Origin of the sequence: Methylomicrobium album BG8 (genome assembly GCF_000214275.2) — a bacterium.
In the GTDB taxonomy this organism is placed as follows: domain Bacteria; phylum Pseudomonadota; class Gammaproteobacteria; order Methylococcales; family Methylomonadaceae; genus Methylomicrobium; species Methylomicrobium agile.
The window spans coordinates 2,168,593-2,193,571 of record NZ_CM001475.1 but is presented as its reverse complement, the minus strand read 5'-3'; the positions used below and the strand labels follow the sequence as shown (position 1 = coordinate 2,193,571).

At 57.6% G+C, this 24,979-nt stretch carries 22 protein-coding genes; 10 read left to right on the top strand and 12 right to left on the bottom strand.

From position 1 onward, the window contains the following. Positions 1-1,227 (top strand): HlyD/EmrA/EmrK family protein, encoded by a 1,227-nt coding sequence (locus METAL_RS09440; protein ID WP_005371772.1) that lies wholly within the window; start codon positions 1-3, stop codon positions 1,225-1,227. Between the two features lie 73 nt (positions 1,228-1,300). Then, positions 1,301-2,167: a class I SAM-dependent methyltransferase gene (locus METAL_RS09435; RefSeq protein WP_084675375.1), complete on the top strand. Its 867-nt coding sequence runs from the start codon at positions 1,301-1,303 to the stop codon at positions 2,165-2,167. 161 nt (positions 2,168-2,328) lie between these two features. Here the strand turns inward: METAL_RS09435 and tpx are convergent, their stop codons facing one another. The 12 genes from tpx to tgt all read right to left on the bottom strand — a co-directional run bounded on the left by tpx (position 2,329) and on the right by tgt (position 15,094). Beyond that, positions 2,329-2,859, bottom strand: coding sequence for a thiol peroxidase (gene tpx, locus METAL_RS09430; protein ID WP_005371767.1), 531 nt, complete (start codon positions 2,857-2,859; stop codon positions 2,329-2,331). A gap of 554 nt (positions 2,860-3,413) precedes the next feature. Then, the gene (der, locus tag METAL_RS09420; protein ID WP_005371766.1) at positions 3,414-4,808 is read right to left on the bottom strand and encodes a ribosome biogenesis GTPase Der; all 1,395 of its coding nucleotides are present in this window, start codon (positions 4,806-4,808) and stop codon (positions 3,414-3,416) included. Positions 4,809-5,058: 250 nt separating this feature from the next. Next, a complete protein-coding gene (gene bamB, locus METAL_RS09415; RefSeq protein WP_005371765.1) occupies positions 5,059-6,246 on the bottom strand; it encodes an outer membrane protein assembly factor BamB in 1,188 nt (395 codons plus the stop codon). Then, complete coding sequence (locus METAL_RS09410) at positions 6,246-6,911, bottom strand: YfgM family protein (protein ID WP_005371764.1); 666 nt, start codon at positions 6,909-6,911, stop codon at positions 6,246-6,248. The genes bamB and METAL_RS09410 overlap by 1 nt, the downstream gene beginning before the upstream one ends. 35 nt (positions 6,912-6,946) lie before the next feature. After that, on the bottom strand, positions 6,947-8,239 hold the full coding sequence (gene hisS, locus METAL_RS09405) for a histidine--tRNA ligase (protein ID WP_005371763.1): 1,293 nt from the start codon (positions 8,237-8,239) through the stop codon (positions 6,947-6,949). A gap of 14 nt (positions 8,240-8,253) precedes the next feature. After that, a complete protein-coding gene (pilW, locus tag METAL_RS09400) occupies positions 8,254-9,015 on the bottom strand; it encodes a type IV pilus biogenesis/stability protein PilW (RefSeq protein ID WP_169740994.1) in 762 nt (253 codons plus the stop codon). A gap of 1 nt (position 9,016) precedes the next feature. Continuing rightward, the gene (gene rlmN / locus METAL_RS09395) at positions 9,017-10,129 is read right to left on the bottom strand and encodes a dual-specificity RNA methyltransferase RlmN (protein ID WP_005371758.1); all 1,113 of its coding nucleotides are present in this window, start codon (positions 10,127-10,129) and stop codon (positions 9,017-9,019) included. Beyond that, positions 10,104-10,535 carry a nucleoside-diphosphate kinase gene (gene ndk / locus METAL_RS09390; protein WP_005371757.1) on the bottom strand — a complete coding sequence of 144 codons (432 nt, stop codon included), beginning with the start codon at positions 10,533-10,535 and terminating at the stop codon, positions 10,104-10,106. Before ndk ends, rlmN begins: the two co-directional genes overlap by 26 nt. A gap of 174 nt (positions 10,536-10,709) precedes the next feature. Next, positions 10,710-11,642 carry a protein translocase subunit SecF gene (gene secF / locus METAL_RS09385; protein WP_005371756.1) on the bottom strand — a complete coding sequence of 311 codons (933 nt, stop codon included), beginning with the start codon at positions 11,640-11,642 and terminating at the stop codon, positions 10,710-10,712. Positions 11,643-11,655: 13 nt separating this feature from the next. Further along, positions 11,656-13,506, bottom strand: a complete 1,851-nt coding sequence (gene secD, locus METAL_RS09380; RefSeq protein ID WP_005371755.1) for a protein translocase subunit SecD — start codon at positions 13,504-13,506, stop codon at positions 11,656-11,658. 71 nt (positions 13,507-13,577) lie between these two features. Then, positions 13,578-13,934, bottom strand: a complete 357-nt coding sequence (gene yajC, locus METAL_RS09375; RefSeq protein WP_005371754.1) for a preprotein translocase subunit YajC — start codon at positions 13,932-13,934, stop codon at positions 13,578-13,580. Positions 13,935-13,978: 44 nt separating this feature from the next. After that, entirely contained in the window at positions 13,979-15,094 is a 1,116-nt protein-coding gene (tgt, locus tag METAL_RS09370) for a tRNA guanosine(34) transglycosylase Tgt (protein WP_005371753.1), read from the bottom strand. 627 nt (positions 15,095-15,721) lie between these two features. Here tgt and cysQ point away from each other — a divergent pair. From cysQ to METAL_RS09330, 8 genes are all read left to right on the top strand, one after another. Further along, positions 15,722-16,510 (top strand): 3'(2'),5'-bisphosphate nucleotidase CysQ, encoded by a 789-nt coding sequence (gene cysQ / locus METAL_RS09365; RefSeq protein WP_245549503.1) that lies wholly within the window; start codon positions 15,722-15,724, stop codon positions 16,508-16,510. Beyond that, a complete protein-coding gene (gene cysC / locus METAL_RS09360; protein ID WP_005371751.1) occupies positions 16,507-17,133 on the top strand; it encodes an adenylyl-sulfate kinase in 627 nt (208 codons plus the stop codon). Before cysQ ends, cysC begins: the two co-directional genes overlap by 4 nt. A gap of 32 nt (positions 17,134-17,165) precedes the next feature. Beyond that, positions 17,166-19,154 (top strand): acyltransferase family protein, encoded by a 1,989-nt coding sequence (locus METAL_RS09355; protein WP_005371750.1) that lies wholly within the window; start codon positions 17,166-17,168, stop codon positions 19,152-19,154. Then, the gene (locus tag METAL_RS09350; RefSeq protein WP_005371749.1) at positions 19,151-20,329 is read left to right on the top strand and encodes a DegT/DnrJ/EryC1/StrS family aminotransferase; all 1,179 of its coding nucleotides are present in this window, start codon (positions 19,151-19,153) and stop codon (positions 20,327-20,329) included. Before METAL_RS09355 ends, METAL_RS09350 begins: the two co-directional genes overlap by 4 nt. A 71-nt stretch (positions 20,330-20,400) precedes the next feature. Then, positions 20,401-21,678, top strand: a complete 1,278-nt coding sequence (locus METAL_RS09345; RefSeq protein ID WP_005371748.1) for an ATP-grasp domain-containing protein — start codon at positions 20,401-20,403, stop codon at positions 21,676-21,678. A gap of 11 nt (positions 21,679-21,689) precedes the next feature. After that, positions 21,690-22,739 carry a sulfotransferase gene (locus tag METAL_RS09340; RefSeq protein ID WP_005371746.1) on the top strand — a complete coding sequence of 350 codons (1,050 nt, stop codon included), beginning with the start codon at positions 21,690-21,692 and terminating at the stop codon, positions 22,737-22,739. A 33-nt stretch (positions 22,740-22,772) separates the two neighbouring features. Next, positions 22,773-24,218, top strand: a complete 1,446-nt coding sequence (locus METAL_RS09335) for a lipopolysaccharide biosynthesis protein (protein ID WP_005371744.1) — start codon at positions 22,773-22,775, stop codon at positions 24,216-24,218. Positions 24,219-24,225: 7 nt separating this feature from the next. Continuing rightward, entirely contained in the window at positions 24,226-24,903 is a 678-nt protein-coding gene (locus METAL_RS09330) for a sulfotransferase (RefSeq protein ID WP_005371742.1), read from the top strand. Positions 24,904-24,979: the final 76 nt, after the last annotated feature.

The window sequence follows — 24,979 nt, the reverse complement described above, 5'->3', positions numbered from 1 at the left end:
ATGAACGATACTCAAACCGTCCCGAACACACCCAAATCCCACGCCGGCCTCCGTAAACGCCGGCCAAGCCGCGGCCGCCGGCTCAGGCTGGTCACGGTAGCCGTGTTGGCGCTCGGGCTGGTTTATCTGGCTTACTGGCAGGGTTATGCCGGCCGTTTCGTGGTCACCAACGACGCCTATGTGACCGGAAATCTGGCACCGCTGAAAGCCCAGACCGCTGGCACCGTGGTGGACGTCCGGGTCGATGACACCCAGTTCGTGCAGCGCGGCGCCGTGCTGGTCCGGCTCGACGGCCTGGAGGCAGAGGTCGCGTTCGAAAAGGCTGCCGCGAACCTGGCCGACAGCGTGCGCCAGATCGAAACCCGATTCAGTCAGGCCGAAACCCTGCGCCAAAAACTGGCCGCCAAGGAAGCCAGACTCCAGCGCAGCCGACATGACCTGGCCCGTTTCCATAGCGTGGCCGCCGACGGCGCGGTTTCGGCACAGCAGATCGAGAACAGCGAATTTCAGGTGCGCGAGGAGGAAGCCGACGCGCGGCAAACACGTGCCGAGCTGGAAGGCGCCGAAGCGCTGGTCCGGAACACCACCCCGGCGGACAATCCGAAGGTATTGCAGGCGATCGCTGCTTTCAAGCAGGCTTATCTGGCCAAAGTCCGCCAGGAGATCGTTGCGCCGGTGTCGGGCTTCGTCGCCAAACGCAGCATCCAGCCGGGCGAACAGGTACGTCCGGAAACGCCGCTGATGGCGATCGTGCCGCTGGATTATTTATGGATCGAGGCGAACTTTCTCGAAAACGAGCTGACCCACGTGCGGCCCGGCCAGCCGGTCGAAATCACGGTGGATCTGTACGGTTCCGACACGGTGTATCACGGCGAAGTGCTGGGGCTTGGAGCCGGCACCGGCAGCGTATTCGGCCTGCTACCGCCCAATAACGCCACCGGCAACTATATCCATATCGTCGAACGGGTACCGGTCAGGATCGGCCTGCGCACCGATGAACTACAGGCCAAGCCGCTGCGCCCCGGCCTGTCCGCCGTAGTCCGCATCGACACCCGCCATCCTGGCCGCTCTGTCCTGAAACCTTTGACCACGACACCGTCGGACTATAAAACCGAGGTTTACGACCGCCAACTGGAAGGCGCAGCGGCGCTGATCCGCCAAATCATCGAAGCGAATCGGGTCCATAAAAGCCCAAAAGGCAGCGCACCCGATACCCGGCACTCGTGAAGCCGAAACAAAGCTTTCGATGCGAAAACGGATCATTTTCCTGATATAGTCGTCAGCGAAAGCTCAACCATTTATATCGGGCGCACCGGTCCGATCCATTTTTAAGGAAGTTTCAATGCATACATTCGAGGAAGCCAAGGCTAAAACCGCTCAGGCTTACAATGCGGCGGCCGACTTGTTCGACCATTCCGCCAATACCTTCTGGAACCGTTTCGGAAGCCGCACGGTGGAACGCCTCAACCTGTTGCCCGGAGAACGGGTTCTGGATGTCTGCTCCGGAACCGGCGCTTCCGCATTGCCGGCGGCAGTCCAAGTTGGCCCCCGCGGCAGCGTGCTCGCCGTCGACCTGGCGGACAAACTGCTGGCCAAGGCTAAAACGAAAGCGGAAGCGAAGCGCCTGAAGAACCTGGAATTCCGGGCGGGCGACATGCTCGCGCTCGGCTATCCCGACGGGCGCTTCGATGCGGTGATCTGCATTTTCGGGATCTTCTTCGTGCCCGACATGGCGGCAGCGGTCAGGGAATTATGGCGGAACGTGAGGCCCGGCGGCCGGCTTGCGATCACCACCTGGGGACCGGATTTGTTCGAACCGGCGAACGGCCTGTTCTGGCAGGCCGTACAGGCGGAACGCCCCGGACTGTGCAAGGGATTCAATCCCTGGGACCGCATTTCCAGTCCCGAAGGGCTCTGCACAATGCTTGCCGAAGCCGGACTGCACACTGTCGATGTCGTTGCCGAACCAGCCGTGCATCCGTTATCGAGTCCCGAGGACTGGTGGGCTCTGGCGATGGGCAGCGGCTACCGGGGAACGCTCGATCAACTGGAGCCGGACCAGTTACGGCGGGTGAAGCAAGCCAATCTGGCGGGACTGGAAACGAAGTCGGTCAGCGAAATTGAAGCGAATGTGATTTATGCGATCGCAAGCAAGCCGTTGACTTGAGGCAAGAAATTCGTCATTCCGGGAGGATTTGTCTGGAACAGTTTTACATTCCTCTCAAAGGGCATAGCCATCTACATCAGTTTGACATATCCCGTATCCCGGCATGGCCGCCGATCCGGAAGGCGGTAAAGCCTTGACTCGCCAGATATGCAATCTGTCCGTTATTCTGATAATGACCGCTGATTTGGATTCTGAACGGCAAGCGCGGCGAGAGCGCTCTCATAATCGGGCTCGCTGGCCAGTTCGTCCACCAGTTGGCTGTATATCACCCGATCGCTCTCGTCGAGAATCATCACGGCTCTGGCGGTCAGTCCCGCCAAAAGGCTGTCGGTCAGCTTGATCCCGTAATCGTCCGCAAAACTCGAACGGAAGGTCGATAAAGGAATCACATTTTTGAGCCCTTCGGTTTCGCAAAATCGGCATTGCGCGAACGGCAGATCGGCGGAAATCACCAGCACCACCGTATTCGGAAGGTTGGAGGCTTTCTGGTTGAATTTGCGGGTCGAGATCGCGCAGGTGGGCGTATCCAGGCTCGGTACGATATACAGAACCTTTCGCTTGCCGGCGAAATTCGCCAGTCCGACATCCTTCAATTTGCCGTTCACCAATGAAAAATCGGGCGCCTTGCCGCCCACAGCGGGAAGTTCGCCGCACGTATGTACAGGTTTGCCTTGAAATGCGAGGGTTGCCATAATGTTCGATGGTTTCTGATAAGTTAAGACTTAGGAATGAAGCGATGCCGTTATCATGAAATACATTTTTTATCCGAAAGAGGGCGATAAACCGTTTTCATGGCTGTTAGGTTAAGGAAGATAACTTTTATAAAATCCCCCTCGATCCCCCTTTTTCAAAGGGGGAAGTATACCGTCCTCCCGTTGAAAACGGGGGAGGCGTATCGCCTTTATTTGAAGAAGGGAGAAGCGTATCGTCTCCCCTTTGAAAACAGGGAAAGCGTATCGTCTCCCTTTTTCAAAGGGTGGAAGCGTATCATTCCCCCCCCTTTGAGAAAGGGGGGTTAGGGGGGGATTTTCAAACAAAACTTCCCGACTTAACAAACATGAAGCCGCTTCCCTTGCCCCGACCATGAAAATTGGCTGCAGGAGCGATGCCTCCTCCGCGACTTGAGGTTTCGGTCGCGGCGGAACACCGTCTCCTATCTTAGCCTTTCGGTTTTTCACCCCAACGACATTGCCTCTTCAGGGAGAGAAATCCCCTGCACTTTACGGCAGCGGATCTTCTATCTCGCCTACTTTTTTTCGCTTTTACGGTGCCTGACCAGGCGCTTGCGTTTTTCCAGTTGACGATCGCTCAGTTTGTTTTTCTGGCCCTGGAACGGGTTCGCCGGCGATCTGAATTCGAGCCGGATCGGCGTGCCTTTCAACTGCAGGCGTTCGCGCAAATAGTTCATCAAAAAGCGTTTGTACGCATTCGGCAGGGCATCGGTCTGAATCCCGTGAATCACCACGACCGGCGGGTTGCGTCCACCCTGGTGCGCATATTTGAGCTTGATGCGCCGATTGTTCACCATCGGCGGCTGATGCGCGTCGGTCGCTTCTTTCAGCAGCCGGGTCAACAGCGGCGTCGACAGGTCGACCATCGCGGCTTGATAAAGACTGTGCACCACGTCGAACAGTTTGCCTACGCCGCTGCCGTGCAGTGCCGAGATCGGGTGTTTTTCGGCGAAATCGACGAACGACAGTTTGAGGTCGAGCTGCCGCCTGACCATCTCTTTCTGTTCTACCGAAAGGCCGTCCCATTTGTTCAAACCGATGATCAGCGCCTTACCGGTCTCCAGCACCAGCCCCAAAAGATGCGCATCCTGATCGGTCACCCCTTCGCTGGCATCGATCAGGTAGATCACCACGTTCGATTTCTCGATTGCCTGCAGCGATTTGATCACGCTGAATTTTTCGATCGTTTCCGCAATCCTTGCCCGGCGCCGCATGCCGGCGGTGTCGATCAACGTGAAGCGCTTGCCGCCCCGTTCGAACGGAATATAGATGCTGTCGCGGGTCGTGCCGGGTTCGTCGAATACCACGACGCGCTCTTCTCCGAGCAGTCGGTTGACCAAAGTCGATTTGCCGACGTTCGGCCGGCCGACGACTGCAATGCTGATTCCTTTCGGCCCCGCTTCGGGCTCCTCCTGAACGGACGGCAGCAGATGACGGGAGCCCGCCAGCAGATCGGCGACCCCGCGCCCGTGCGCGGCCGCGATATAGACGGGTTCGCCCAGCGCCAGCGCATGAAAATCCGCGGCAACCGTGTGCGCATCGATACCGTCGATCTTGTTCACGACCAGCACGATCGGTTTGCCGAGCTTGCGCAAATCCTTCGCGATCACTTCATCCGACGCGCTGAGTCCCTCCCGGGCATCGACCAGAAAAAACACCACATCGGCTTCTTCCAGCGCAATCCGGACCTGCTTTCCGGAAAAACTGTCGATACCTTCCGCATCGTCCGCAATACCGCCCGTATCAACGACAAGACAGGCCATATCGCCGTACCGAACGCGGCCGTACTGGCGATCGCGGGTCAGTCCCGGATAATCGGCAACCAGCGCCTCTCGGGTGCGGGTCAGATAATTGAATAAGGTCGATTTGCCGACGTTCGGCCGACCGACCAGGGCGATAACGGGTAGCATAGTATTGAAAAGGGTAAGTTATTGAAGCGTGATGGAAGGCCGAACGGGAATACCGCATCGCAGAGCGGATAAGCGCAGCGCATCCGCCAGACAGGCCATATCTTTTCTGGAATAAGGTTGCCGTAGGGTACGCTGCGCGTACCTTATACGGAACATCATAAATCAAATTCCCAAAAGGTACGCACTCGGCAACCGCTCCCTGCGTTGCCCTACCTCCTGCATCCCTGCAGTCGAGCGTACCCTACGTAGGTCAGCGAACCTTCAACGCGGCCAATGTGCCGTCTCTGGCATAAACGAATACGGTATCGTCCGCAACCACCGGCCGGGCGTCGATCGGTCCGCCGGTGACTCGAACCCGCCCCATTTGCCTGCCATCGCTGTTGGACAGGAAATGCACATAACCTTCCAGATCGCCGACGGCGACGTAATCATCGAACGCCGCCGGTGCAGTCAGCTTCCGGTACTGCAATTCCTTCTGCTTCCATAATGCAACTCCGGAACGATCGTCCAATTGCAGCACGTTGCTGTCGGAGTCGGTCAGAAACAAACGGCGGTCCGAAATGCTCAGGCCGGAACTCGAAGACAACTGTTCGTTACGCCAGAGCAGATAACCGTCCAGCTCGGCTACCGCACCGACACCGCCCTGATAACTGGCGATATAGATGACGCCGCCTTCGGCAACGGGATCGACGTCGAGGTCGACCAGCCGTTCGATTTCGGAGCGGCCCTTCGCCATCGCAATGCTGGCTTCCCAGGAGAACTTGCCGTCAGTCAAGGCCAGCGCGATCAACTTGCCGTTGTCCTCACCGAAAACGACATTATCCTCGACCACGATCGGCGCGCCGGTGCCGCGGACGCTCAATGTCGGCACGCTGCGTTCGTAGCTCCACATCTTTGCACCGGTTTTTTCGTTCAGCGCAGTGATCGAACCGTCCGTGCAGCGCACGATCACTGCCCCCCGCGCAACGGCCGGAACGGATAAAACCTCGCCCGGAACCGAAGCGGCCCACAGCTTTTCGCCGTTGTCGAGCTTCAGCGCGACGACTTCGGCATCGGAAGTTCCCAATATGACGGTGCCGTCACCGATATGGGGTCCGCCGGAAAAATGGTATTCGGTTTCCGCTTCCCAAACCCGCTCGCCATCGGTCTGACGATGCGCCTCGACCAACCCCTCGATATCGGCGGCGACCACTTTTCCGCCACCCACCGCAGGAACGAGCTTCAGCGACTTCTCGCCGGCACCGTCGCCGACCGATTCCTTCCAGAGAATCTCGATATTTTTTTCCGGAGTGTATTCGACCAGCGGAGCCGGAGGCTCGGCATTATCCTCGCCTCCCAGAAAATAATCCTTGATTCCTTCCAAGGCTTCGCCCGCGGACTCCATCGAGGCGCAGCCACTCAAACCGATTGCGATCAATAAAGCCCAAATAAAACACATTATTTGGAATCTTTTGCCGGCTGTGCGACAGGAACGGGTTCCGGAGCGGTCAAATCGTCAAGCTTGATCTTCAACAAGGGCGATTGATCTCCGCCGCTCAACGCATTCTGATAAGCGGTACGCGCCTCATCGATACGGTCCATCGCCACATACAAATCGCCGGCCAATTCGTCGTAACTGGCCGAAAAACCGGCTTTGACCGCCGGATCGACTTCATTGATCAACTGCAGGCCCCGCTCGTATTCGCCGGTCGCCAGCATCAGCCGGACCAGGCGCAGGCGGGCAATATGGCTCAGTTCCTTGTTCGACTGGCCGATCACTTCCTGCAGCACCGCTTTCGCTCCCGCCAAATCGCCTTTCTGTACCTTCAGTTTGGCTTGTTGCAGGCCGGAATAAGCGGCGTAGCTGGTGCCGCCGAATTCAGCCTGCAGGCGTTCGCCCAACGGCTCGGCCGCGCCCGGATTGTTCGCTTCGACCGACTTGACCAACTGGCTGTAAAGATCGGAGGCCTGTGCCGCTTGTTCCTGTTGATGAGAGCGCCAGTAATTCCAGCCCCCGATCAAGGCAATGCCGACCGCGACCCCGATGATCGTCGACATGCCGTTTTCTTTCCACCAAGCCTTCACGGCTTCGAGCTGTTCTTCTTCCGAATCGTAAATTGCCACAATATTTCCCGATCTAAAATTTGATAATCAATAGGTTATTTCTTGCCGTAGCGCTGGCGGAAAAAATCCACCGCCTGCCGTTCGCTCATGCTCGCTTGCGACGTCTCGGCCACATTTTCGAGCCGGAGCGGCTTGACCGCAATTTCGCCGCGGCTGACTTCGTCATCGCCGAGGATGACCGCGAACTCGGCGCCCGATTTATCGGCTTTCTTGAACTGATTCTTGAAGCTGCCGCCGCCGCAATGGACCTGGAGCTTCAATTCGGGCACTTCGGAGCGCAGCGATTCCGCAAACCGCATGCCGACGCGCTCGGCCCGTTCTCCTACCCGGATCAGGTACGCATCGACCGTTCGGGAGACCGGCACGTCCGCCAGCGATTCGACCAGCGCCAATACCCGTTCGATCCCCATCGCAAAACCGACCGCATGGCTGGCTTTGCCGCCCAACTGCTCGATCAGGCCGTCGTAACGGCCGCCGGCGCAAACGGTGCCTTGCGAGCCCAACTCGTCGGTCACCCATTCGAACACGGTATTGCAGTAATAGTCGAGCCCGCGCACCAGGCGCATGTTGATTTCGTAAGCGACGCCCAGGTCGTCGAGAATCTGCCGGAAGCCGTCGAAATGCGCGCGGCTGGCTTCGCCCAGATAATCCATCAGCGCCGGCGCGCCGCTCACGACGGCTTTCATCGCCGGATTTTTGGTATCGAGAATCCGGAGCGGATTGGTTTCCAGCCGCCTCAGGCTGTCTGCGTCCAATTGATCGAGATGGGTCTTGAAATAACCGACCAGGCTCTCCCGGTAGGCAGTTCTTTCCGCGATCGTGCCGAGCGAGTTGATCTCCAGGCGGATTTTTTCGCGAATGCCCAGCCGCTGCCACAAGCGGTGCATGATCAGGATCAGTTCGGCGTCGATGTCCGGCCCCGCCATCCCGTAGGTTTCGACGCCCAACTGGTAAAACTGCCGGTAGCGTCCCTTCTGCGGACGCTCATGGCGGTACATCGGACCGTAGTACCAGAGGCGATGCGCCTGATTCGCCAGCAGGCCGTGTTCGAGGCAGGCGCGCAGGCAGCCGGCCGTGCCTTCCGGGCGCAGCGTCAGCGAATCGCCGTTCCGGTCGTCGAACGTATACATTTCTTTCTCGACGATATCGGTCACTTCGCCGATCGAGCGCTTGAACAGTTCGGTTTTTTCAACGATAGGCGTACGGATTTCGTTGTACCCGTATGCGCCCAGCACTTCCCGGATGACCTGTTCGGCATACTGCCAAAGCGGCGCCTGATCGGGAAGCACGTCATGCATGCCGCGGATTGCTTGTATATGATTTGCCATGAATGATGAGTCTGTTATTTTTGAGCAGACCGGATTTTTTTCGCTTCGCTGGAGCTCGGAAATTTTTCCAGCAACAAAGTGCGGTATTCTTCCGCGGGCGCCCGATTACCCAAGGCTCGCTCGGTATGATAGCCGATGAACAGGGTTTCCGGCGTAGGCTGAGCCACGCTCAGGTAGCGCGCCAGGAACGCTTTCGCCGGCCAAAGATCGTTTTTCTGATAACTGATTTTCTGCATCGCGGCCAGCGCCGGCGCATAGGCTTTGTTCAAGTCCAGTGCTTTTCTGAAAAAAGTCTCCGCCTCCGCCATACGGCCCCGTGCCATCTCGCAGCGCCCGGCATTGGTCAGCGCCAGCCATTGGCGATCGTTCAGCGGATTGTCGGCTGCCTTGGCCAGCAGCGCCAAGCCTTTCCCGGCCTCCCCCCCATGCTCGCACCGGAAGCGTCCGAGATTGTTCTGGGTGCCGAAATCGTCGGGCTTGATGCTCAGCGCGGTCTCGTATTCGTCTTCCGCCTCGTCATATTGCCTCAACCTTTCGTAAAGAAAAGCCAACGCATTATGCGCCTTGGCGTTATCGGAATCCTCATCGATCGCGCGCTCCAGATTTTCCCTTGCCTCTTCCAGCTTGTTTAGATCCATATACCGGATGCCGAGCTGGTAATAGGTTTCCGAAGCCCGTTGCGAGTCGCGTTCGGGCGACTTGCCGCCGAACCAGGAACAGGCGCTCAGGCTCAGCATCGAACCACAAAGCAAAATCCGGAGCATAGACGGATTCATCTCAAGCGGCCCGCTCATTTTCCGCGGCTTTCAACTTCAAATGCCGGCGGCTTCTGTCCTTCACCTTGCCGACCAACTGACCGCATGCCGCATCGATGTCGTCGCCGCGCGTTTTCCTGACCGTGGTCACGATGCCGGCTTCGTTCAGCATCGTCTTGAACAGATTGATCCGGTTATTGCTCGAACAGCGGTACGGCGAGTTCGGGAACGGATTGAACGGAATCAGATTCAGTTTGGAAGGCACCGTCGACAACAATTCGATCAGGCCTTTCGCATCTTCCGGCGAATCGTTGATGCCGTCGAGCATCACGTATTCGAACGTGATCGTGCGCCGCGGCGCGAGCTTCGCATTGTCGCGGCAGGCTTCCATCAGTTCGCTCAACGGATATTTCTTGTTGATCGGCACCAGTTGATCGCGCAGTTCGTCCCGAACCGCATGCAGCGAAACCGCCAGACTCACATCGCAGACTTCGGTCAGCCGGTACATCGCCGGCACCACGCCGGAAGTGCTGAGCGTCACGCGCCGCTTGGACAGTCCGAATGCGAAGTCGTCCATCATCAGATTCATCGCGGCGACCACGTTGTCGAAATTCAGCAGCGGTTCGCCCATCCCCATCATTACGACATTGGTGATTTTGCGTTCGGAACCGAGCCGTTTTTGCGCGGCCAGTACCTGGCCGATGATTTCGGAAGTCGCCAGATTGCGGTTGAAGCCCTGCTGTGCGGTCGAACAGAACGAGCAGGCCAGCGCGCAGCCGATCTGCGAAGACACGCACAGGGTCCCGCGGCTCTCTTCCGGAATGAAGACCGTCTCGACGCGGTTGCCGCAATGCGTTTCGAGCACCCATTTGCAGGTGCCGTCGGACGCCTGCTGTTCGAGCACGATCTCGGGCGCTTCGATCCGGCAATGTGCTGTCAGCCAGGCGCGCAAAGGCTTGCTCAAGTTGGTCATCGCCTCGAAGTCGTCAACGCCTTCCTGATAGATCCATTTCAACAGTTGAGTCGCACGGAACGGCTTTTCGCCGTGTTCGACAAAAAAGGCCCCAAGACCTTTTCTGTCGAAATCGAGCAAGTTGATCGATGCCGCGTTAGCGGGTGCGGGCGCAGAGTTCATTGTCGGAGAAAAAGAAAGCGATTTCTTCTTTCGCGGTATCCTGACCGTCGGAACCGTGCACCGCGTTTTCGTCGATGCTGCTGGCGAAATCGGCGCGGATCGTGCCGAGAGCGGCGTCTTTCGGGTTGGTGGCGCCCATGATTTCGCGGTTAAGCGCGATCGCATTTTCGCCTTCCAACACCTGCATCATCACCGGACCGGAAATCATGAACGATACCAAGTCCTTGAAAAACGGACGCTCTTTATGCACCGCATAAAAACCTTCGGCCTGCGCCTGAGTCAGGTGAACCATTTTCGCCGCGACGATTCTGAGGCCGCTCTTTTCGAAACGGCTGTAGATTTCGCCGATCACGTTTTTGGCTACCGCGTCGGGTTTGATGATGGAAAAAGTGCGTTCTATCGCCATGAGGATTACAACTCCAGATAATAATGAAAAAATTAATTGCCTATTATACCCGAACAGGATTCTATATCGAAAATGTAGGGTACGCTGTGCGTACCTTTTTCCTGTCGGTCGTAAGAGATGCCCGAACACGGTACGCACAGCGTACCCTACGGTCTTGTAACGGCTTAACCGTTGTCAAGGCAAATTGTCGATTTCGACACTTTCCTTTTTTACCATCAGATCTTGTCTCGATACGCCCAACCACAGCAGGATAGGACTTGCGACCAGAACGGACGAGTAAATGCCGAACACGATGCCGATGGTCAGCGCCAGCGCAAAATTATGCAGCGCTTCGCCACCGAAGAAAAACATCGCCAGCACCATCAGCTGAGTCATGAAATGCGTAATCACGGTGCGCGACATGGTTGCCGTGATGGCGTTATCGATCATGTCGGGCACGCTCGTATTGCGCATCAAATGGAAATTTTCCCGTACCCGGTCGAATACCACGACCGATTCGTTGACCGAATAGCCCAATATCGCCAATACGCCGGCCAGAACCGGCAGCGTGAACTCCCATTGAAAAAACGCGAACATGCCGAGAATGATCACGATGTCGTGCATGTTGGCGATAATGGCCGCCAACGCGAAACGCCACTCGAAGCGGACGGCCAAATAAGCCATAATCCCCGCCACGACCAACATCAACGCCAATCCGCCGCTTTCGAACAATTCCTGGCCGACTTGCGGCCCGACAAATTCGACGCTGCGCAACACGACGCCGGCATCCTGCTCTTTCAATTTTGCCAACACCATCTCGCTCAATCTGGCGTTGTTGATTTCCGGCTTCATGGGCAAACGGATCAGTACATTTTTCACGCTGCCGATATTCTGCACCGAAAATTCGGTCAGCTTCTGATCTTCCAGAATTTTTCGAACCGTTTCGAGGTTGGCCGGCTGATCGTAACGGACTTCGATCTGGATGCCGCCGGTAAAGTCCAACCCCAAATTAAGCCCTTTAAAGCTTAAGGCCAATATTGCCAGAATAAAGGTCACCAGCGAAATGGTCGTGGTTACACGACCATAGCGCATAAACGGGATATCGCGTTTAATTTTAAAAAATTCCATTGAATCCTCGGATTTAGATAGCCAACTTGTCCAATTTACGCCGCCAACCGTAGACGCCATTGACCAACGCTCTCGATACCAGCACCGCGCTGAACATGGAGGTCAAAATACCGATGCACAGCACCAGCGCAAAACCGCGGATGGGGCCCGAGCCCAGCATGAACAACGCGATGCCGGCAATCAAGGTGGTGATATTGGAATCCAAAATGGTCGCGAACGCCCGTTCGTAACCGGCATAAATGGCGGCATGCGGCGTCATGCCGATTCTGAGCTCCTCGCGAATCCGTTCGTTGATCAGCACATTGGCGTCGATGGCCATGCCCACGGTCAGCGCGATCCCCGCCATGCCCGGCAGCGTCAGCGTGGCCTGCAGCAAGGATAGCACCGCCACCAACAACAATACGTTCACGCCCAAGGCGACGACGGAAAACACCCCGAACAGGCGGTAATAAACAATCATGAACAGAGTGATCGTCAGGAAACCGTAGACATTGGAGTTGATGCCCTTAGCGATATTTTCCTGGCCCAGGCTGGGACCAACCGTGCGTTCTTCGACGATGTCGACCGGCGCGGCCAGCGATCCCGCCCTGAGCAGCAACGCCAGATTGCGCGCCTCGCCCGCACCGTCGAGGCCGGTGGTCTGGAAGCGTTTGCTGAACACGCCCTGGATCGTCGCGACGCTGATCACTTTTTCGACTTTTTGTTTGGTACGGACTTTCTGGCCGTCGACCACTTTGGTATCGACCTTATATTCGATGAACACGACCGCCATCGGCTTGCCGACGTTGTCCTGCGTCACCTTGCCCATTTTCGAGGCGCCGGCGCCGTTCAGGGTGATAAACACCGCAGGGCGTCCGTCCTGGTCCATACCGGAAGACGCGTCGACGATCTGGTCGCCGGTCACGATAATACGGCGGTCGAGCAGGATCGGATTGCCGTTCTTCTCGTAATACAACCGGCTGCCGGCCGGCACATGGCCTTCGACCGCATTCTGCACGTCATGCTCGGTATCGACCAGGCGGTATTCCAGCGTGGCGGTCGTGCCCAGAATTTCCTTCGCGCGGGCGGTATCCTGCACGCCGGGCAACTGCACGACGATCCGGTTCTCGCCCTGCTGCTGGATCACGGGTTCCGCAACGCCCAGTTCATTGACCCGGTTACGCAATGTCGTAATGTTCTGGCCGACCGCGTTCTTTTTGATTTCGCGCACTTCTTTTTCGGACATTGCCAGCAGGATTTCATCCTGAGCCTCGGTATCCGTGATATCCAGCCCCGGAAAATCGCGCGCCAACAAACCCGCCGCAGCGGCGCGGTCATCCGCCGAATTCAATTTCACCTTGATCCGGACGCCTTCCTTACTGACCGCTTGATAACGTATTTTCGCTTCCCTGAGCGCCTGGCGCACATCGTCGTTATAACGGTCTTCGGCCTGTTTGACCGCCGCGTCCATATCCACTTCCATCAGGAAGTGCACGCCGCCGCGCAGATCGAGGCCGAGATACATCGCCTTGGCGCCCAAGGCGTCGAGCCAGGCCGGCGTCGCGGGCGCCAGATTCAGCGCAACCGTGTAATTGCCGCCCATCTGATCTCTCAGCAAATCCGCGACCTTGATCTGGTCGTCGGTATTGTTGAAGCGCGCGAGCACCCGGTCGTCCTTGTATTCGAACGCCTTGACCGCCGCACCGGCCGCCTTGATTGCGGACTCGATCTTATTGGCCTGCTCCAGGTCCAGTTTCTCCGAATGCTGCGGCGAAACCTGCACGGAAGGATCGTTGCCGTACAGGTTCGGCAGCGCGTAAATCGCCGAAACGAAGAATACGGCCAGGATTAAAATATTTTTCCAGAGCGGATAATGGTTTTGCATGCTGAATCATTCCAGTTATTGAATCGCCTCTTGCTGATCGAGAGAAACCGACGCGCCGGGACGCGCCCATATCAGGGCTTATGGGTGGAAATCTTTTTGGTAATCGCCTTATAAGTGCCCTTCGGCATGATGCTTTCAATACTTTGCCGCTGCACCTGAATGAACGTATTCTCGGAAACCTCGATCCTGACGAAATTCTCGTCCAGATCGACGACCTTGCCCAAAATACCGCCGGAAGTGACCACTTCGGCGCCTTTCTGCATTTTGGCGAGCATTTCTTTCTTTTCCTTGGCGCGCTTCGATTGCGGACGCAGGAACATGAAATAGAAGAACACCAGGATGGCCAGCGGAAACAGCATGCCTTCGATGCCGGGCGCCTGCTGCGCGGCCGGAGCGGCGGCCATCGCGTCGGAAATAAAGAAACTCATGATTTTCCTTGAAAAAATTATTATATTAATGGTAAATCGCCGTATTATGCCATATCCGGCGCGACTTTGCCTCGTTGGCGGTAAAATTCGTGAGCGAAACGATCGAAGTCCCGATTTTCGATCGCCTCGCGGATTTCGCGCATCAGGCTCAGGTAATAATAAAGGTTGTGGATCGTATTCAGCCTGGAACCCAGCATTTCGCCGCATTTGTCGAGATGGCGCAGATACGCGCGCGAATAGTTCCGGCAGGTGTAGCAGCCGCAGGCTTCGTCGAGCGGCCGGGTGTCGGCCTGATACCGGCTGTTGCGGATCTTGACCACGCCGAAACGGGTAAACAGATGGCCGTTCCGCGCATTGCGGGTCGGCATCACGCAATCGAACATGTCGACACCCCGCCGGACCGCTTCGACCAGATCTTCGGGGGTGCCGACGCCCATCAGGTAACGCGGCTTGTCGGCCGGCATCTGCGGCGCGATAAAATCCAGCGCCGCCAGCATTTCTTCCTTCGGCTCGCCGACCGACAGGCCGCCGATCGCATAGCCGTCGAAACCGATATCGACCAACCCGGCCAGCGATTCGCGGCGCAGATGCTCGTACATGCCGCCCTGCACGATCCCGAACAAGGCGGACGGATTGCCGCCGTGCGCCTTCTTGCTGCGTTCGGCCCAGCGCAGCGACAACCGCATCGAATCGGCCGCCTGCTGCACGGTCGCCGGGTACGGCGTGCATTCGTCGAAGATCATCACGATATCGGAACCCAGGCCCATCTGCACCTGCATCGACTCTTCCGGCCCCATGAAAATCCTACTGCCGTCGACCGGCGAACGAAACGTCACGCCCTGCTCGGTGATCTTGCGCAACGCGCCGAGGCTAAATACTTGAAAGCCGCCGGAATCGGTCAGGATCGGCCTGTCCCAGCGCATGAATTCGTGCAGGCTGCCGTGCGCCCTGATCACGTCCATGCCGGGCCGAAGCATCAGATGAAAGGTATTGCCGAGAATGATCTGCGCGCCGATACCGACCAGATCTTCCGGAGTGAGCGATTTGACGGCGCCGTAGGTACCGACCGGCATGAAGATCGGCGTTTCGACCGTGCCGCGCGCAAAAGTCAATTGACCGCGGCGGGCCGCGCCGTCGGTAGCGATTAAATTGAATTCCATGAAAAAAGACGGGTGCGAATGAATAGCGGGGATTCCCCGATAAAGAAAACGCGCCAGTATATCGGAATTCGCTCCATTCTTAATGAGGAATCAGCGAATTCCGCACCCCCTTTAGACGCGACAGAGTTTGCAACCCCGTCCTTAACCCTTTGTCGATGCCGAGATCGGATACAGGCGTAGAAGCTCTTGTAGGGTGGATTCGCCGTCAGGCAATCCACCATCGCTTTGAAGTCTGTTGGCGTTTTGCTATCGCGAAAACGCCCCACGGTTGTTGACCTGGATAACAGTATCTATGTTTACGATTGCAGAAACGGAAGCGTAGCGCGCAGGAATTGCGGCGGCCCGAAGCTAGCGCACAAAATTAGTCGAAACGACAAAACCCAATTGTCGTGGAAATGTGCTGTCACGATTTTAAATTCGGGCAGAGCATGACTTTTGGGGGAAGAATATGCAATAATCACGTCCTTTAAAAGCAAGCCGAAAGGATGCGCCGAATCCGGCGACCTTGTCTTTTACGAAATTCGAAGAATTTTTACGGTGACGGCGTTCGCGCCAGTCCGCGCTGCAGTGCCGCAGAACAGTCATATTCCTGCTCGAAGATTCCCTAATTCAGTGCCCGAATCATTTTTGCATCAAATCATCGCGATCGCCAAAGCCGCCGGTCAAGGCATTATGGCCGTCTACAACCAGCCGGGCGGCGAAATCGTACTGAAAGCCGACCAGTCGCCGCTGACCGAAGCCGACCTGATTTCGAACCGGATCATTGTCGACGGATTGGCGCGGCTGACGCCCGATATCCCGGTGCTTTCCGAGGAGTCCGCGGAGATTCCGTATCGACAGCGCGCCGCCTGGCAGCGTTTCTGGCTGGTCGATCCGCTCGACGGCACCAAGGAATTCATTAAGCGCAACGGTGAATTTACCGTCAATATCGCCCTGGTCGAACAGGGCCGGCCGGTGCTCGGCGTCGTGCATGCGCCCGCGCTGGACGTATGTTATGCGGGCGCCGCCGGCACGGGCGCATTTGTCGAACGCGGACAGCGTCGGGCCGAACCCATTCAGGTCGCCCCCCGCGACGCGCAAGACGTCCTGAAAGTCGTCGCCAGCCGTTCGCACCGCGACGCCCGCACGACCGCCCTGCTCGACCATTTGGGACCGCACGAATGCCTCACGATGGGCAGTTCGTTGAAGTTCTGCCTGGTTGCCGAAGGCAGCGCGCATTTCTACCCGCGCCTGGGTCCGACGATGGAGTGGGACACCGCCGCCGCGCACGCGGTGGTCGAGGCGGCCAGCGGGAAAGTTTGCGATCTGTCCGGCACGACCCTGCGCTACAACAAGGCCGATTTGCACAATCCGGAGTTTTTCGTATTGGGCAAGGCCAACCATGCCCTTCTCAGCGCCGTACAAGACTGCCTATGAACGAATCCCGCAAACCGCAAACTTCAACCGATGTCGTCTGGCATCACGCCACCGTCACCCGCGCCCGCCGCGAACGACTCAACGGCCACCGCGGCGCGATCGTCTGGTTTACCGGCCTGTCCGGCGCCGGCAAATCGACCCTGGCCCATGCGGTCGAGGAAGAACTGCATCGGATGGGCTGCCGGACCTTCGTGCTGGACGGCGACAACGTCCGCCACGGCCTCTGCGGCGACCTGGGCTTTTCCGCGAAAGACCGGGAAGAAAATATCCGCCGGGTCGGCGAAGTGGCGAAACTGTTCATGGAGGCCGGCGTGATCGTGCTGACCGCGTTCATCTCGCCGTACAAAGCCGACCGCGCCCGCGTGCGCAGCATGGTCGAACATGGCGGTTTCATGGAAATCTTTTGCGACAGTCCGGTAGAAATCTGCGAATCGAGAGACGTCAAAGGGCTTTACAAAAAAGCCCGCGCCGGCCAGATTGCGGAATTTACCGGCATTTCCTCCCCTTACGAAACCCCGGAAAACCCCGAACTCACCGTCAACACCGGAAAACTCGATCTGGAGGCTTCGGTGCGGCAGGTGATCGAAGCGATGCAGCACCGAAGCCTGATTGCCGGGCATTGATTTTTTCGGCCATTCCAACTGTAAAGTTTACGATGCAAACGATCGCCTATCGTCCGGACATCGACGGCCTGCGCGCCATCGCCGTTCTTTCCGTAGTCGCTTATCACCTTGACATCGCCCCTTTCAGCGGTGGATACGTCGGCGTCGATATGTTTTTCGTGATATCGGGTTACCTCATCACGCGCATCGTTTATCCCGACATCCGCCGCCGGTCTTTTTCGTGGCTCGGCTTTTACGAAAGAAGGATTCGCCGGCTGTTTCCCGCGCTGTTTACGGTTTTTTTATTTTCCCTGGCAATCCCTTATTTCCTTTTCCTGCCCAAGGATTTCCAGTCCGTCTTCCAAAGCCTGGTCGCCGCCACCCTGTTCGCGTCGAACCTGTTATTCTGGAAAACCGCCGGCTATTTCGATTCGACTGCGGAATTGAAGCCTTTGCTGCATACCTGGTCCTTATCGATCGAAGAACAGTTTTACCTGTTGTACCCTTTCCTACTGGTTCTCGTCGGCCGGCTTTCGTTGCAGTGGACCTTCGCCGTTTTATCCGGCGTCGCTTGTTTCTCCTTGTTCCTGAGCGAATTTTATCTGCACGGGCAATCGCCTTCCGTTTTTTATTTGCCCCACTTTCGCGCCTGGGAACTCCTGATCGGCACTTTGCCAGCCATCGGCCTTTTACCTCCCGTCCGCTCGCGGTCTGCCAGGGAAGCGCTGTCGTATCTCGGTTTCGGCGCCATCGTCTACGGCATCTTCGCCTTCGACGATCAAACCCTCTTTCCCGGCGCGAAGGCGCTGTTTCCCTGCCTCGGAACCGCCCTGGCCATTCATGCCGACGCCCGGCAACGCACTTTTGTCGGACGCTTGCTGGGCTGCAAACCGTTGCTGGCCGTCGGACTGATTTCCTATTCCCTGTACCTATGGCATTGGCCTCTGATCGTTTTTGCGAAATATTATGCGATCAGGCCGCTCGCCGGTTATGAAAAGCTCGCGCTATTGGGCGTTTCCTGCCTGGCGGCCGCTTTATCGTGGCAATACATCGAAAGGCCGTTTCGCGGGAAAAACGGCCTCCTGTCGAAAAAATGGCTATTCGGCGGCGCCGGCCTCGCCATGTCGAGTTTCGTTTCCGTCGGCCTGGCCGGACATATCAAACAAGGCTTTCCGGACCGGCTTCCCGAGGAGCCGGTAAAACTGGCCAAAGCTTCGTTCAAATTGCAGCAACTGCAAGGCGACTGCATCGATCTGCCCCAGGACAGGATCGACAACGGACAAGCCTGCCGACTGGGCCGGGCGTCTTCCGAGCGGCTCGATTTCATCGTTTGGGGCGATTCGCACGCCTTCTCGATGGCGGAATCCCTCCATCTCTCCGCCGAACGGAACGGTGCGGCGGGCCTGTTATATGCGCATACCAGCTGTCCGCCCTTGCTGGACGTCGAACGTTTCAACGCCTACGAGCAGGGTTGCCGCAAGTTCAACGATTCGGTCAAGCGCTGGCTGCAACAAAACCGGCATATCGGAACCGTTTTTCTGGTCGCGCGCTGGGCAATCTCGGCGGAAGGCACCCGCTACGGAGCCGAACAGGGCCGGCCGGTGATCATTTCCCCGAAAGGGATCCAGGACAACCCGGAGGCTTTAAAAGCCGGTTTGGAAAGAACTTTGCAGTTTTTAACCGACGAAGGATTCCGGACGGTTTTCGTGAGCCAGGTTCCCGAAATCGGCTGGAACGTTCCTTCGACACTGGCGCGGGAGACCTTATTCGGGCATCGCGCCTCCCATGAGGTTCCCACGGCCGGGGATTACCGGGAACGCCAGCGCACCATGACCCGAATTATAAACGAACTGAGCGTACACTATCCGGTCGAAATCGCCGATGTCGCTTCGGTACTCTGCGCCTCGTCGCAGTGCCTGATAGAACGGGACGGACATTCCTTGTACAAGGATGACGATCACTTGAGCGTCTACGGTGCCGCGACCCTGTCCGGGCTCTTCAACGACTTTTTCCGGAGCGACAGCCTCCGCACAGCAAGATGAAAACGATCACTACGGTACAGGATTTGGCCATCAACGGAGCCGGGCCGGCTTTCGACCTCCCCTTGCACGTCGGCCGGCCGAACATAGGCAGCCGGGACGCCTTCATGAAATACGCGGACGACATCTTCGAGCGCTGCTGGCTGAGCAATAACGGCCCGCTGGTCCAGGAATTCGAACGGCGCGTCGCCGACTACCATCGCGTCAAGCACTGCGTGGCGATGTGCAACGGCACCATTGCCCTGGAAATCGCGATACGCGCCCTGGGACTCAGCGGCGAAGTGATCGTGCCCTCCTATACTTTTATCGCCACCGCTCACGCCCTGCACTGGCAGGCGATCACGCCGGTTTTCGCCGATATCGGCGAACGGACCCACACCCTGGATCCCGAAGCGGTACGGCGCATGATCACCCCGCGCACGAGCGGCATCATCGGCGTTCATCTCTGGGGCCGCAGCGCGGCCGTCGAAGCCTTGCAGGCTATTGCCGACGAATTCGGCCTGAAACTGCTGTTCGACGCCGCCCATGCGTTCGCCTGTTCGCACCGGGGCGCCATGATCGGCAATTTCGGCGACTGCGAAGTCTTCAGTTTTCACGCCACCAAGTTTTTCAACACCTTCGAAGGCGGCGCCGTGGTCACCAACGACGACGCGCTGGCCGAAGCGATGCGCCTGATGCGCAATTTCGGTTTTTCGGGCCTCGACAACGTGATCTATCCCGGCACGAACGGCAAAATGGTCGAAATCGCCGCCGCGATGGGCCTGGTCAATTTCGACGCCATTGACGCCGTCGTCGAGGCCAACCGGCGCAATTACTGCGCCTACCGAAAGGAACTGGCCGATTTGCCGGGCATCAGCCTGCTGCCCTTCGACGAAACGGAACGCAACAATTACCAGTACGTGGTGATCGAGATCGGCGCGGACTGCCCCGTCGGCCGCGACCGGATGATCGAAGCACTGTGCGCCGAAAACATTCTGGCGCGCAAATATTTCTGGCCCGGCTGCCATAACATGCAGCCGTACCGCGCTTTATATCCCCATGCCGGCCTGCTGTTGGCGAATACCCGGCAGGTGGCGGACCGGGTCGTGGTGCTGCCGACCGGAACGAGCGTGGATGAAGCGACGATCCGAACGGTGGCCTCGGTGATTCGCGTTCTGATCGCGGCCGGCGATGCCTGATGCCGTACTGTAACCTGAATCGCAATCCCTGCGGAGAACGTCCGTTCGCCCTTTAGCCATCCAGCGTTAAGATGAAAAAACTGAAAATCCTGGTTTTTCCGTGCGGCTCCGAAATCGGACTGGAACTGTACCGGTCGCTCCGCTTCGCCAAGGAAGTCGAACTCTACGGCGGCAGCAGCGTCCCCGATCACGGCAGGTTCGTTTATGAGCGGCATATCGGCGACCTCCCTTTTGTGGAAGATCCCGACTTTATCGGCCGACTCAACCGGTTGATCGAGGAACTGGGCATCGATTACGTGATTCCCGCGCACGACAGTGTGCTGCTGCGTCTGGCCGAAGCCCGGCATGAAGGCGGGCTGGCCTGCCCGGTCATCACCTCGCCGGTGGAAACCTGCCGGATAGCGCGTTCGAAAAAACGCACCATGGAAGTGTTTGAAGGCGTCGTGACCACGCCCCGCGTGTACGGCAGCCTTTCCGAAGTCACGGAATATCCGGTATTCCTGAAACCCGACGTAGGGCAAGGCTCCAAAGGCACCGTTCCGGCCTATTCCAAAGAAGAAGCGGAGTTCCATCTGGCTTCCCAGCCCGATCTTCTGATCCTGGAATACCTGCCGGGCGAAGAATATACCGTCGACTGCTATACCGACAAAACCGGGGAGTTGATTTTCCAGGGCGCCCGGCAGCGGCAGCGTATCTCCAACGGCATCAGCGTCAACACGAAGCCGTTCGGCTCCGAAGAAATCGCGGAGATCGCAGCAAAAATCAACGCGCGCCTTCCCTTTGCCGGCATGTGGTTTTTTCAGGTGAAACGATCGAAAGCCGGCGCTCTGGCCTTGATGGAAATCGCGCCCCGCCTGGCCGGCACCATGGGCATGCACCGGAATCTGGGCGTGAATTTCGCGTTGATGAACATTTACGAGCTGGAGGGCTATCGGGTTTCCGCCTTACCCAACCCCTTCGGCATCGAAATGGACAGGGCCCTGCATTCCCGCTTCAAGCTGGATATCCGCTTCGATCATGTCTATGTCGACTTCGACGATTGCTTGCTGATCGACGGCAAAATCAACACCTGCCTGATCGGCTTTCTGTTCCAGTGCCTCAACGAAGGCGTGCAAGTCCACCTGCTCACCCGCCATGCCCGCCACATCCACGAAACGCTGGCAAAACACCGGATCGAGCGCCTGTTCGACTCGGTAGTCCATTTACGGAACGGAGAAAAGAAATCGTCGTTCATCAAGCACAAAGCGGCGATTTTCATCGACGATTCGTTCTCCGAAAGGGCCGAAGTGAGTTCATCCTGTAAAATTCCCGTATTCGCACCCGATGCGGTCGAATCCCTGCTCAAATAGTCCGGATCATCATGGCGCTTAAAAACGACGACAAATCACTGTTCCTCAACCAGCTCGGCCAGCGCAGGCCGCAATTCAGGAGAAACGAGGATCTCGAACGGCTTCTGGAAGAACTCGCCGGCTATCTCGGGCCGATCGAAGGCGAAATCGAAAAAAATTTCGGCCGCCCCGCGATGCCGCCGCTTTTTCTGGTCGGCAATCCGCGCAGCGGGACCAGCGTGTTCATGCAGTTTCTCGCGTTGAGCGGCGCTTTTTCGATTCCGACCAACCTGTTGTCGCGTTTTTACTATGCGCCGTTTCTCGGCGCCAAGATTCAGGAATTGCTGACGAATCCCGAGTACGATTACAAAAAGGAATTAACGGCCGAAAACAGCGGCGCAGGATTGGCTTCTGATATCGGAAAGACCCAAGGCAGCCTGGCGCCCAGCGAGTTTTTCCATTTCTGGCGGCGTTTTCTGCCGAGATACGATCCCGAATATCTGGACGAAGGCGACTGTGAAAAAATCGACATGGCGGGCCTGCAGAAAGGGATCGCCGCGATCGAAAGCGTATTCGCCAGGCCTTTTGCGGCAAAAGCGATTATCGTTCAGTATAATCTGGATGTCCTTTTCTCGGGATTTCCGAACGGCCTGCTCGTCCATATCCGGCGCGACCCGGTCTATGTGATGCAGTCGATTTTGCAGGCCCGGGAAAGATTCTACGGCAACCGCGGCTTGTGGTGGTCGGTAAAGCCCAAAGAGTACGCACAGTTGAAAGACATGGATTTTTATCACCAGATTGCCGGTCAGGTCTATTACACCGAACGCGCGCTGGCCGAGCAAATGCTGAAAATTCCCGAGCCGAATAAATTGATTATCGACTATGAGGCTTTCTGTGCCGACCCGCCGTCGGTCGCCCGCGCGATCAATGAAAAGTATGCCGGCCTCGGGTTCGGGCTGAACATGCCGATCGACCGGATCGAGGCACTGGAGCCCAAAAACACGGTCAGGATCGAAGCCGAGGCTATCCGGCAGCTGGAAAAGGCCTATGCCGCCTTCGAATCGCTGCATTCGGCGGAATAAGGGGAAGAAGACAACAGCGGAACCGGAAACGTGATGCCTTCATTACAAAACAACGTTTCGAAAGGCATACTGTGGAGTGCCGTGGACGTCTCGCTGCGGCAGGGTTCGCAGTTCGCCGTGCTGATCGTCATGGCGCGCATTTTGTCGCCCGAAGATTTCGGCGTGATGGCCTTGCTCGCCCTGTTTGCCGGGTTGGCCAATGTCTTTGTCGACGGCGGCTTCGGCTCGGCGCTGATCCAAAGGCAGAACGTGACGCGCACGGACGAGTCGACCGTCTTTTTTTTCAACCTGGCGATGGGCTTTTCGGCGCTCGTGGCGCTGTGCGTCCTGGCGCCCTATCTGGCGAGGCTGTTCGACAAGCCGATCCTGCGCCCGCTCACTTACGCGATGGCGGCCAATGTCTTCATCGGCGCTTTCGGGGCGATCCATACGACGCTTTTGACCAAAGAACTGAACCTCAAGCTGATCGCCCGAATCGGCGGCATCGCATCCGCCGTTTCCGGCGCACTGGCCATCGGCCTGGCGCTCGAAGGCTTCGGCCCCTGGAGCCTGGCCTTGCAGGTCGTGGCGGCCAATGCCGTATCGACGCTGCTGTTATGGCACTGGCATGCCTGGCGGCCGCTGTGGACGTTCAGTTTCAGCTCCCTGCGCTCGTATTTCCGGTTCGGCGGGTATTTGCTGATCGTCGCGCTCGCCGACCTGCTCCATACCCATCTTTACTCGCTGCTGATCGGCAAGTTTTACCAGGTCCGCGAAGTCGGTTTTTACGACCGCGCGCAGAAAACGCAGTCCCTGCCCGTCAATTTCATCATGCTGGTGATCAACCGGGTGGCCTTTTCCGCTTTCTCGACGCTGGCGGAAGACAGAGAACGGCTGTCCCGCGCCTTCCGCAAGGCGCAGCGCCTGGTCCTGTTTGTCAATACGCCGCTTTCGATCCTGACGATCGTCCTGGCCGAACCGATCGTGCTGGCGCTGTTCGGCGAAAAATGGCTGCCCAGCGCGCCGCTCCTGCAGGTGCTCGGCATTGCCGGCCTGCTGTGGCCGATGCACATTCTGAATACCAACGTGCTGAAGGCGCAAGGCCGATCCGATCTGTTTTTCAACATCATGCTGGTAAAAAAATCGGTCGCCATCGGCTTGACGGTATGGGGCAGTTTTTACGGGATCATCGCGATTGCCTGGGCGCAGGTGGCCGCTTCGGTATTCGCCTTGGCGGTCAACGCCTATTACAGCAAGATCTTTCTGAATTACGGCGTTTTCAGGCAATTGCAGGACCTACTTCCCAGCCTGACCGCCGGCGCCTTGGCGGGCGCGGCGGCATGGCTGCAATCCCAACACTCCGGTTTTTCCTGCTACGCCGACTTGGCGCTGGGCACCTTTCTGGCCGGCCTGGTTTACCTATTGCTGGCCCGTTTGCTGGACGTCAACACATTGACGGAATTCACCGGCCTGTTCAAAAAACGCAGCCTACAACACTGACAGACACATGACATTCGACAAACTCGCCGGCTTTATCAAGCCGCCGCTTCGAAAGTGCCTCTTTTTCAGGCGGAAAAAGATATTCTGCATCGGCGCCAACAAAACGGGCACGACCTCGATAGAGCGGGTATTCCGCTCCCTCGGGCTCAAAGTCGGCAACCAGGCGAAAGCGGAACTGCTGCTGCATGACTGGGCCAAGCGCGACTTCCGCCGCATCATCCGTTATTGCCGCCGGGCGGAAGCTTTCCAGGACGTGCCGTTCAGTTACCCGGACACTTTTCGGGCGGTCGACGCCGCTTATCCGGGATCGAAATTCATTTTGACGGTACGGGGCAGTGCCGAAGAATGGTACGAGTCGCTGGTGCGCTTCCATACCGGGTTGATCGGTAAAAACCGCCTGCCGACCGCCGATGATCTGCGCGCCTACGGCTACCGCTATCCCGGCTTTCTCTGGGAAGCGCAGCAACTTCGCTACGGGGCGGACGAAACCACGCTCTACGACCGCGGCCTGTACACGCGCTGCTACGAAGACCACAATCGCGCCGTAATCGACTATTTCAAAGACAGGCCGGACGACCTGCTGGTCCTGAACGTCGCCGACCCCGGCGCGATCGAAAAACTATTCGCTTTTCTGGGCTATCCCCATACCGGGCAAACCATGCCGCATGCCAATGCATCGAAATAAGGCGCTGCGCCGGGCAAACCTCCGTTGAAAACGTTTTTTCCGTGATCGATTTCAATATTGACGAATTCAGGCGGGC

What these genes read in the sequence shown, in the direction of transcription:
- METAL_RS09440 (WP_005371772.1), top strand. Translation starts at nt 1, where the DNA reads ATGAACGATACTCAAACCGTCCCGAACACACCCAAATCCCACGCCGGC.
- tpx (WP_005371767.1), bottom strand. Translation starts at nt 2,859, where the DNA reads ATGGCAACCCTCGCATTTCAAGGCAAACCTGTACATACGTGCGGCGAA.
- der (WP_005371766.1), bottom strand. Translation starts at nt 4,808, where the DNA reads ATGCTACCCGTTATCGCCCTGGTCGGTCGGCCGAACGTCGGCAAATCG.
- bamB (WP_005371765.1), bottom strand. Translation starts at nt 6,246, where the DNA reads ATGTGTTTTATTTGGGCTTTATTGATCGCAATCGGTTTGAGTGGCTGC.
- hisS (WP_005371763.1), bottom strand. Translation starts at nt 8,239, where the DNA reads ATGGCAAATCATATACAAGCAATCCGCGGCATGCATGACGTGCTTCCC.
- pilW (WP_169740994.1), bottom strand. Translation starts at nt 9,015, where the DNA reads ATGAATCCGTCTATGCTCCGGATTTTGCTTTGTGGTTCGATGCTGAGC.
- rlmN (WP_005371758.1), bottom strand. Translation starts at nt 10,129, where the DNA reads ATGAACTCTGCGCCCGCACCCGCTAACGCGGCATCGATCAACTTGCTC.
- ndk (WP_005371757.1), bottom strand. Translation starts at nt 10,535, where the DNA reads ATGGCGATAGAACGCACTTTTTCCATCATCAAACCCGACGCGGTAGCC.
- secF (WP_005371756.1), bottom strand. Translation starts at nt 11,642, where the DNA reads ATGGAATTTTTTAAAATTAAACGCGATATCCCGTTTATGCGCTATGGT.
- secD (WP_005371755.1), bottom strand. Translation starts at nt 13,506, where the DNA reads ATGCAAAACCATTATCCGCTCTGGAAAAATATTTTAATCCTGGCCGTA.
- yajC (WP_005371754.1), bottom strand. Translation starts at nt 13,934, where the DNA reads ATGAGTTTCTTTATTTCCGACGCGATGGCCGCCGCTCCGGCCGCGCAG.
- tgt (WP_005371753.1), bottom strand. Translation starts at nt 15,094, where the DNA reads ATGGAATTCAATTTAATCGCTACCGACGGCGCGGCCCGCCGCGGTCAA.
- cysC (WP_005371751.1), top strand. Translation starts at nt 16,507, where the DNA reads ATGAACGAATCCCGCAAACCGCAAACTTCAACCGATGTCGTCTGGCAT.
- METAL_RS09355 (WP_005371750.1), top strand. Translation starts at nt 17,166, where the DNA reads ATGCAAACGATCGCCTATCGTCCGGACATCGACGGCCTGCGCGCCATC.
- METAL_RS09350 (WP_005371749.1), top strand. Translation starts at nt 19,151, where the DNA reads ATGAAAACGATCACTACGGTACAGGATTTGGCCATCAACGGAGCCGGG.
- METAL_RS09345 (WP_005371748.1), top strand. Translation starts at nt 20,401, where the DNA reads ATGAAAAAACTGAAAATCCTGGTTTTTCCGTGCGGCTCCGAAATCGGA.
- METAL_RS09340 (WP_005371746.1), top strand. Translation starts at nt 21,690, where the DNA reads ATGGCGCTTAAAAACGACGACAAATCACTGTTCCTCAACCAGCTCGGC.
- METAL_RS09335 (WP_005371744.1), top strand. Translation starts at nt 22,773, where the DNA reads ATGCCTTCATTACAAAACAACGTTTCGAAAGGCATACTGTGGAGTGCC.
- METAL_RS09330 (WP_005371742.1), top strand. Translation starts at nt 24,226, where the DNA reads ATGACATTCGACAAACTCGCCGGCTTTATCAAGCCGCCGCTTCGAAAG.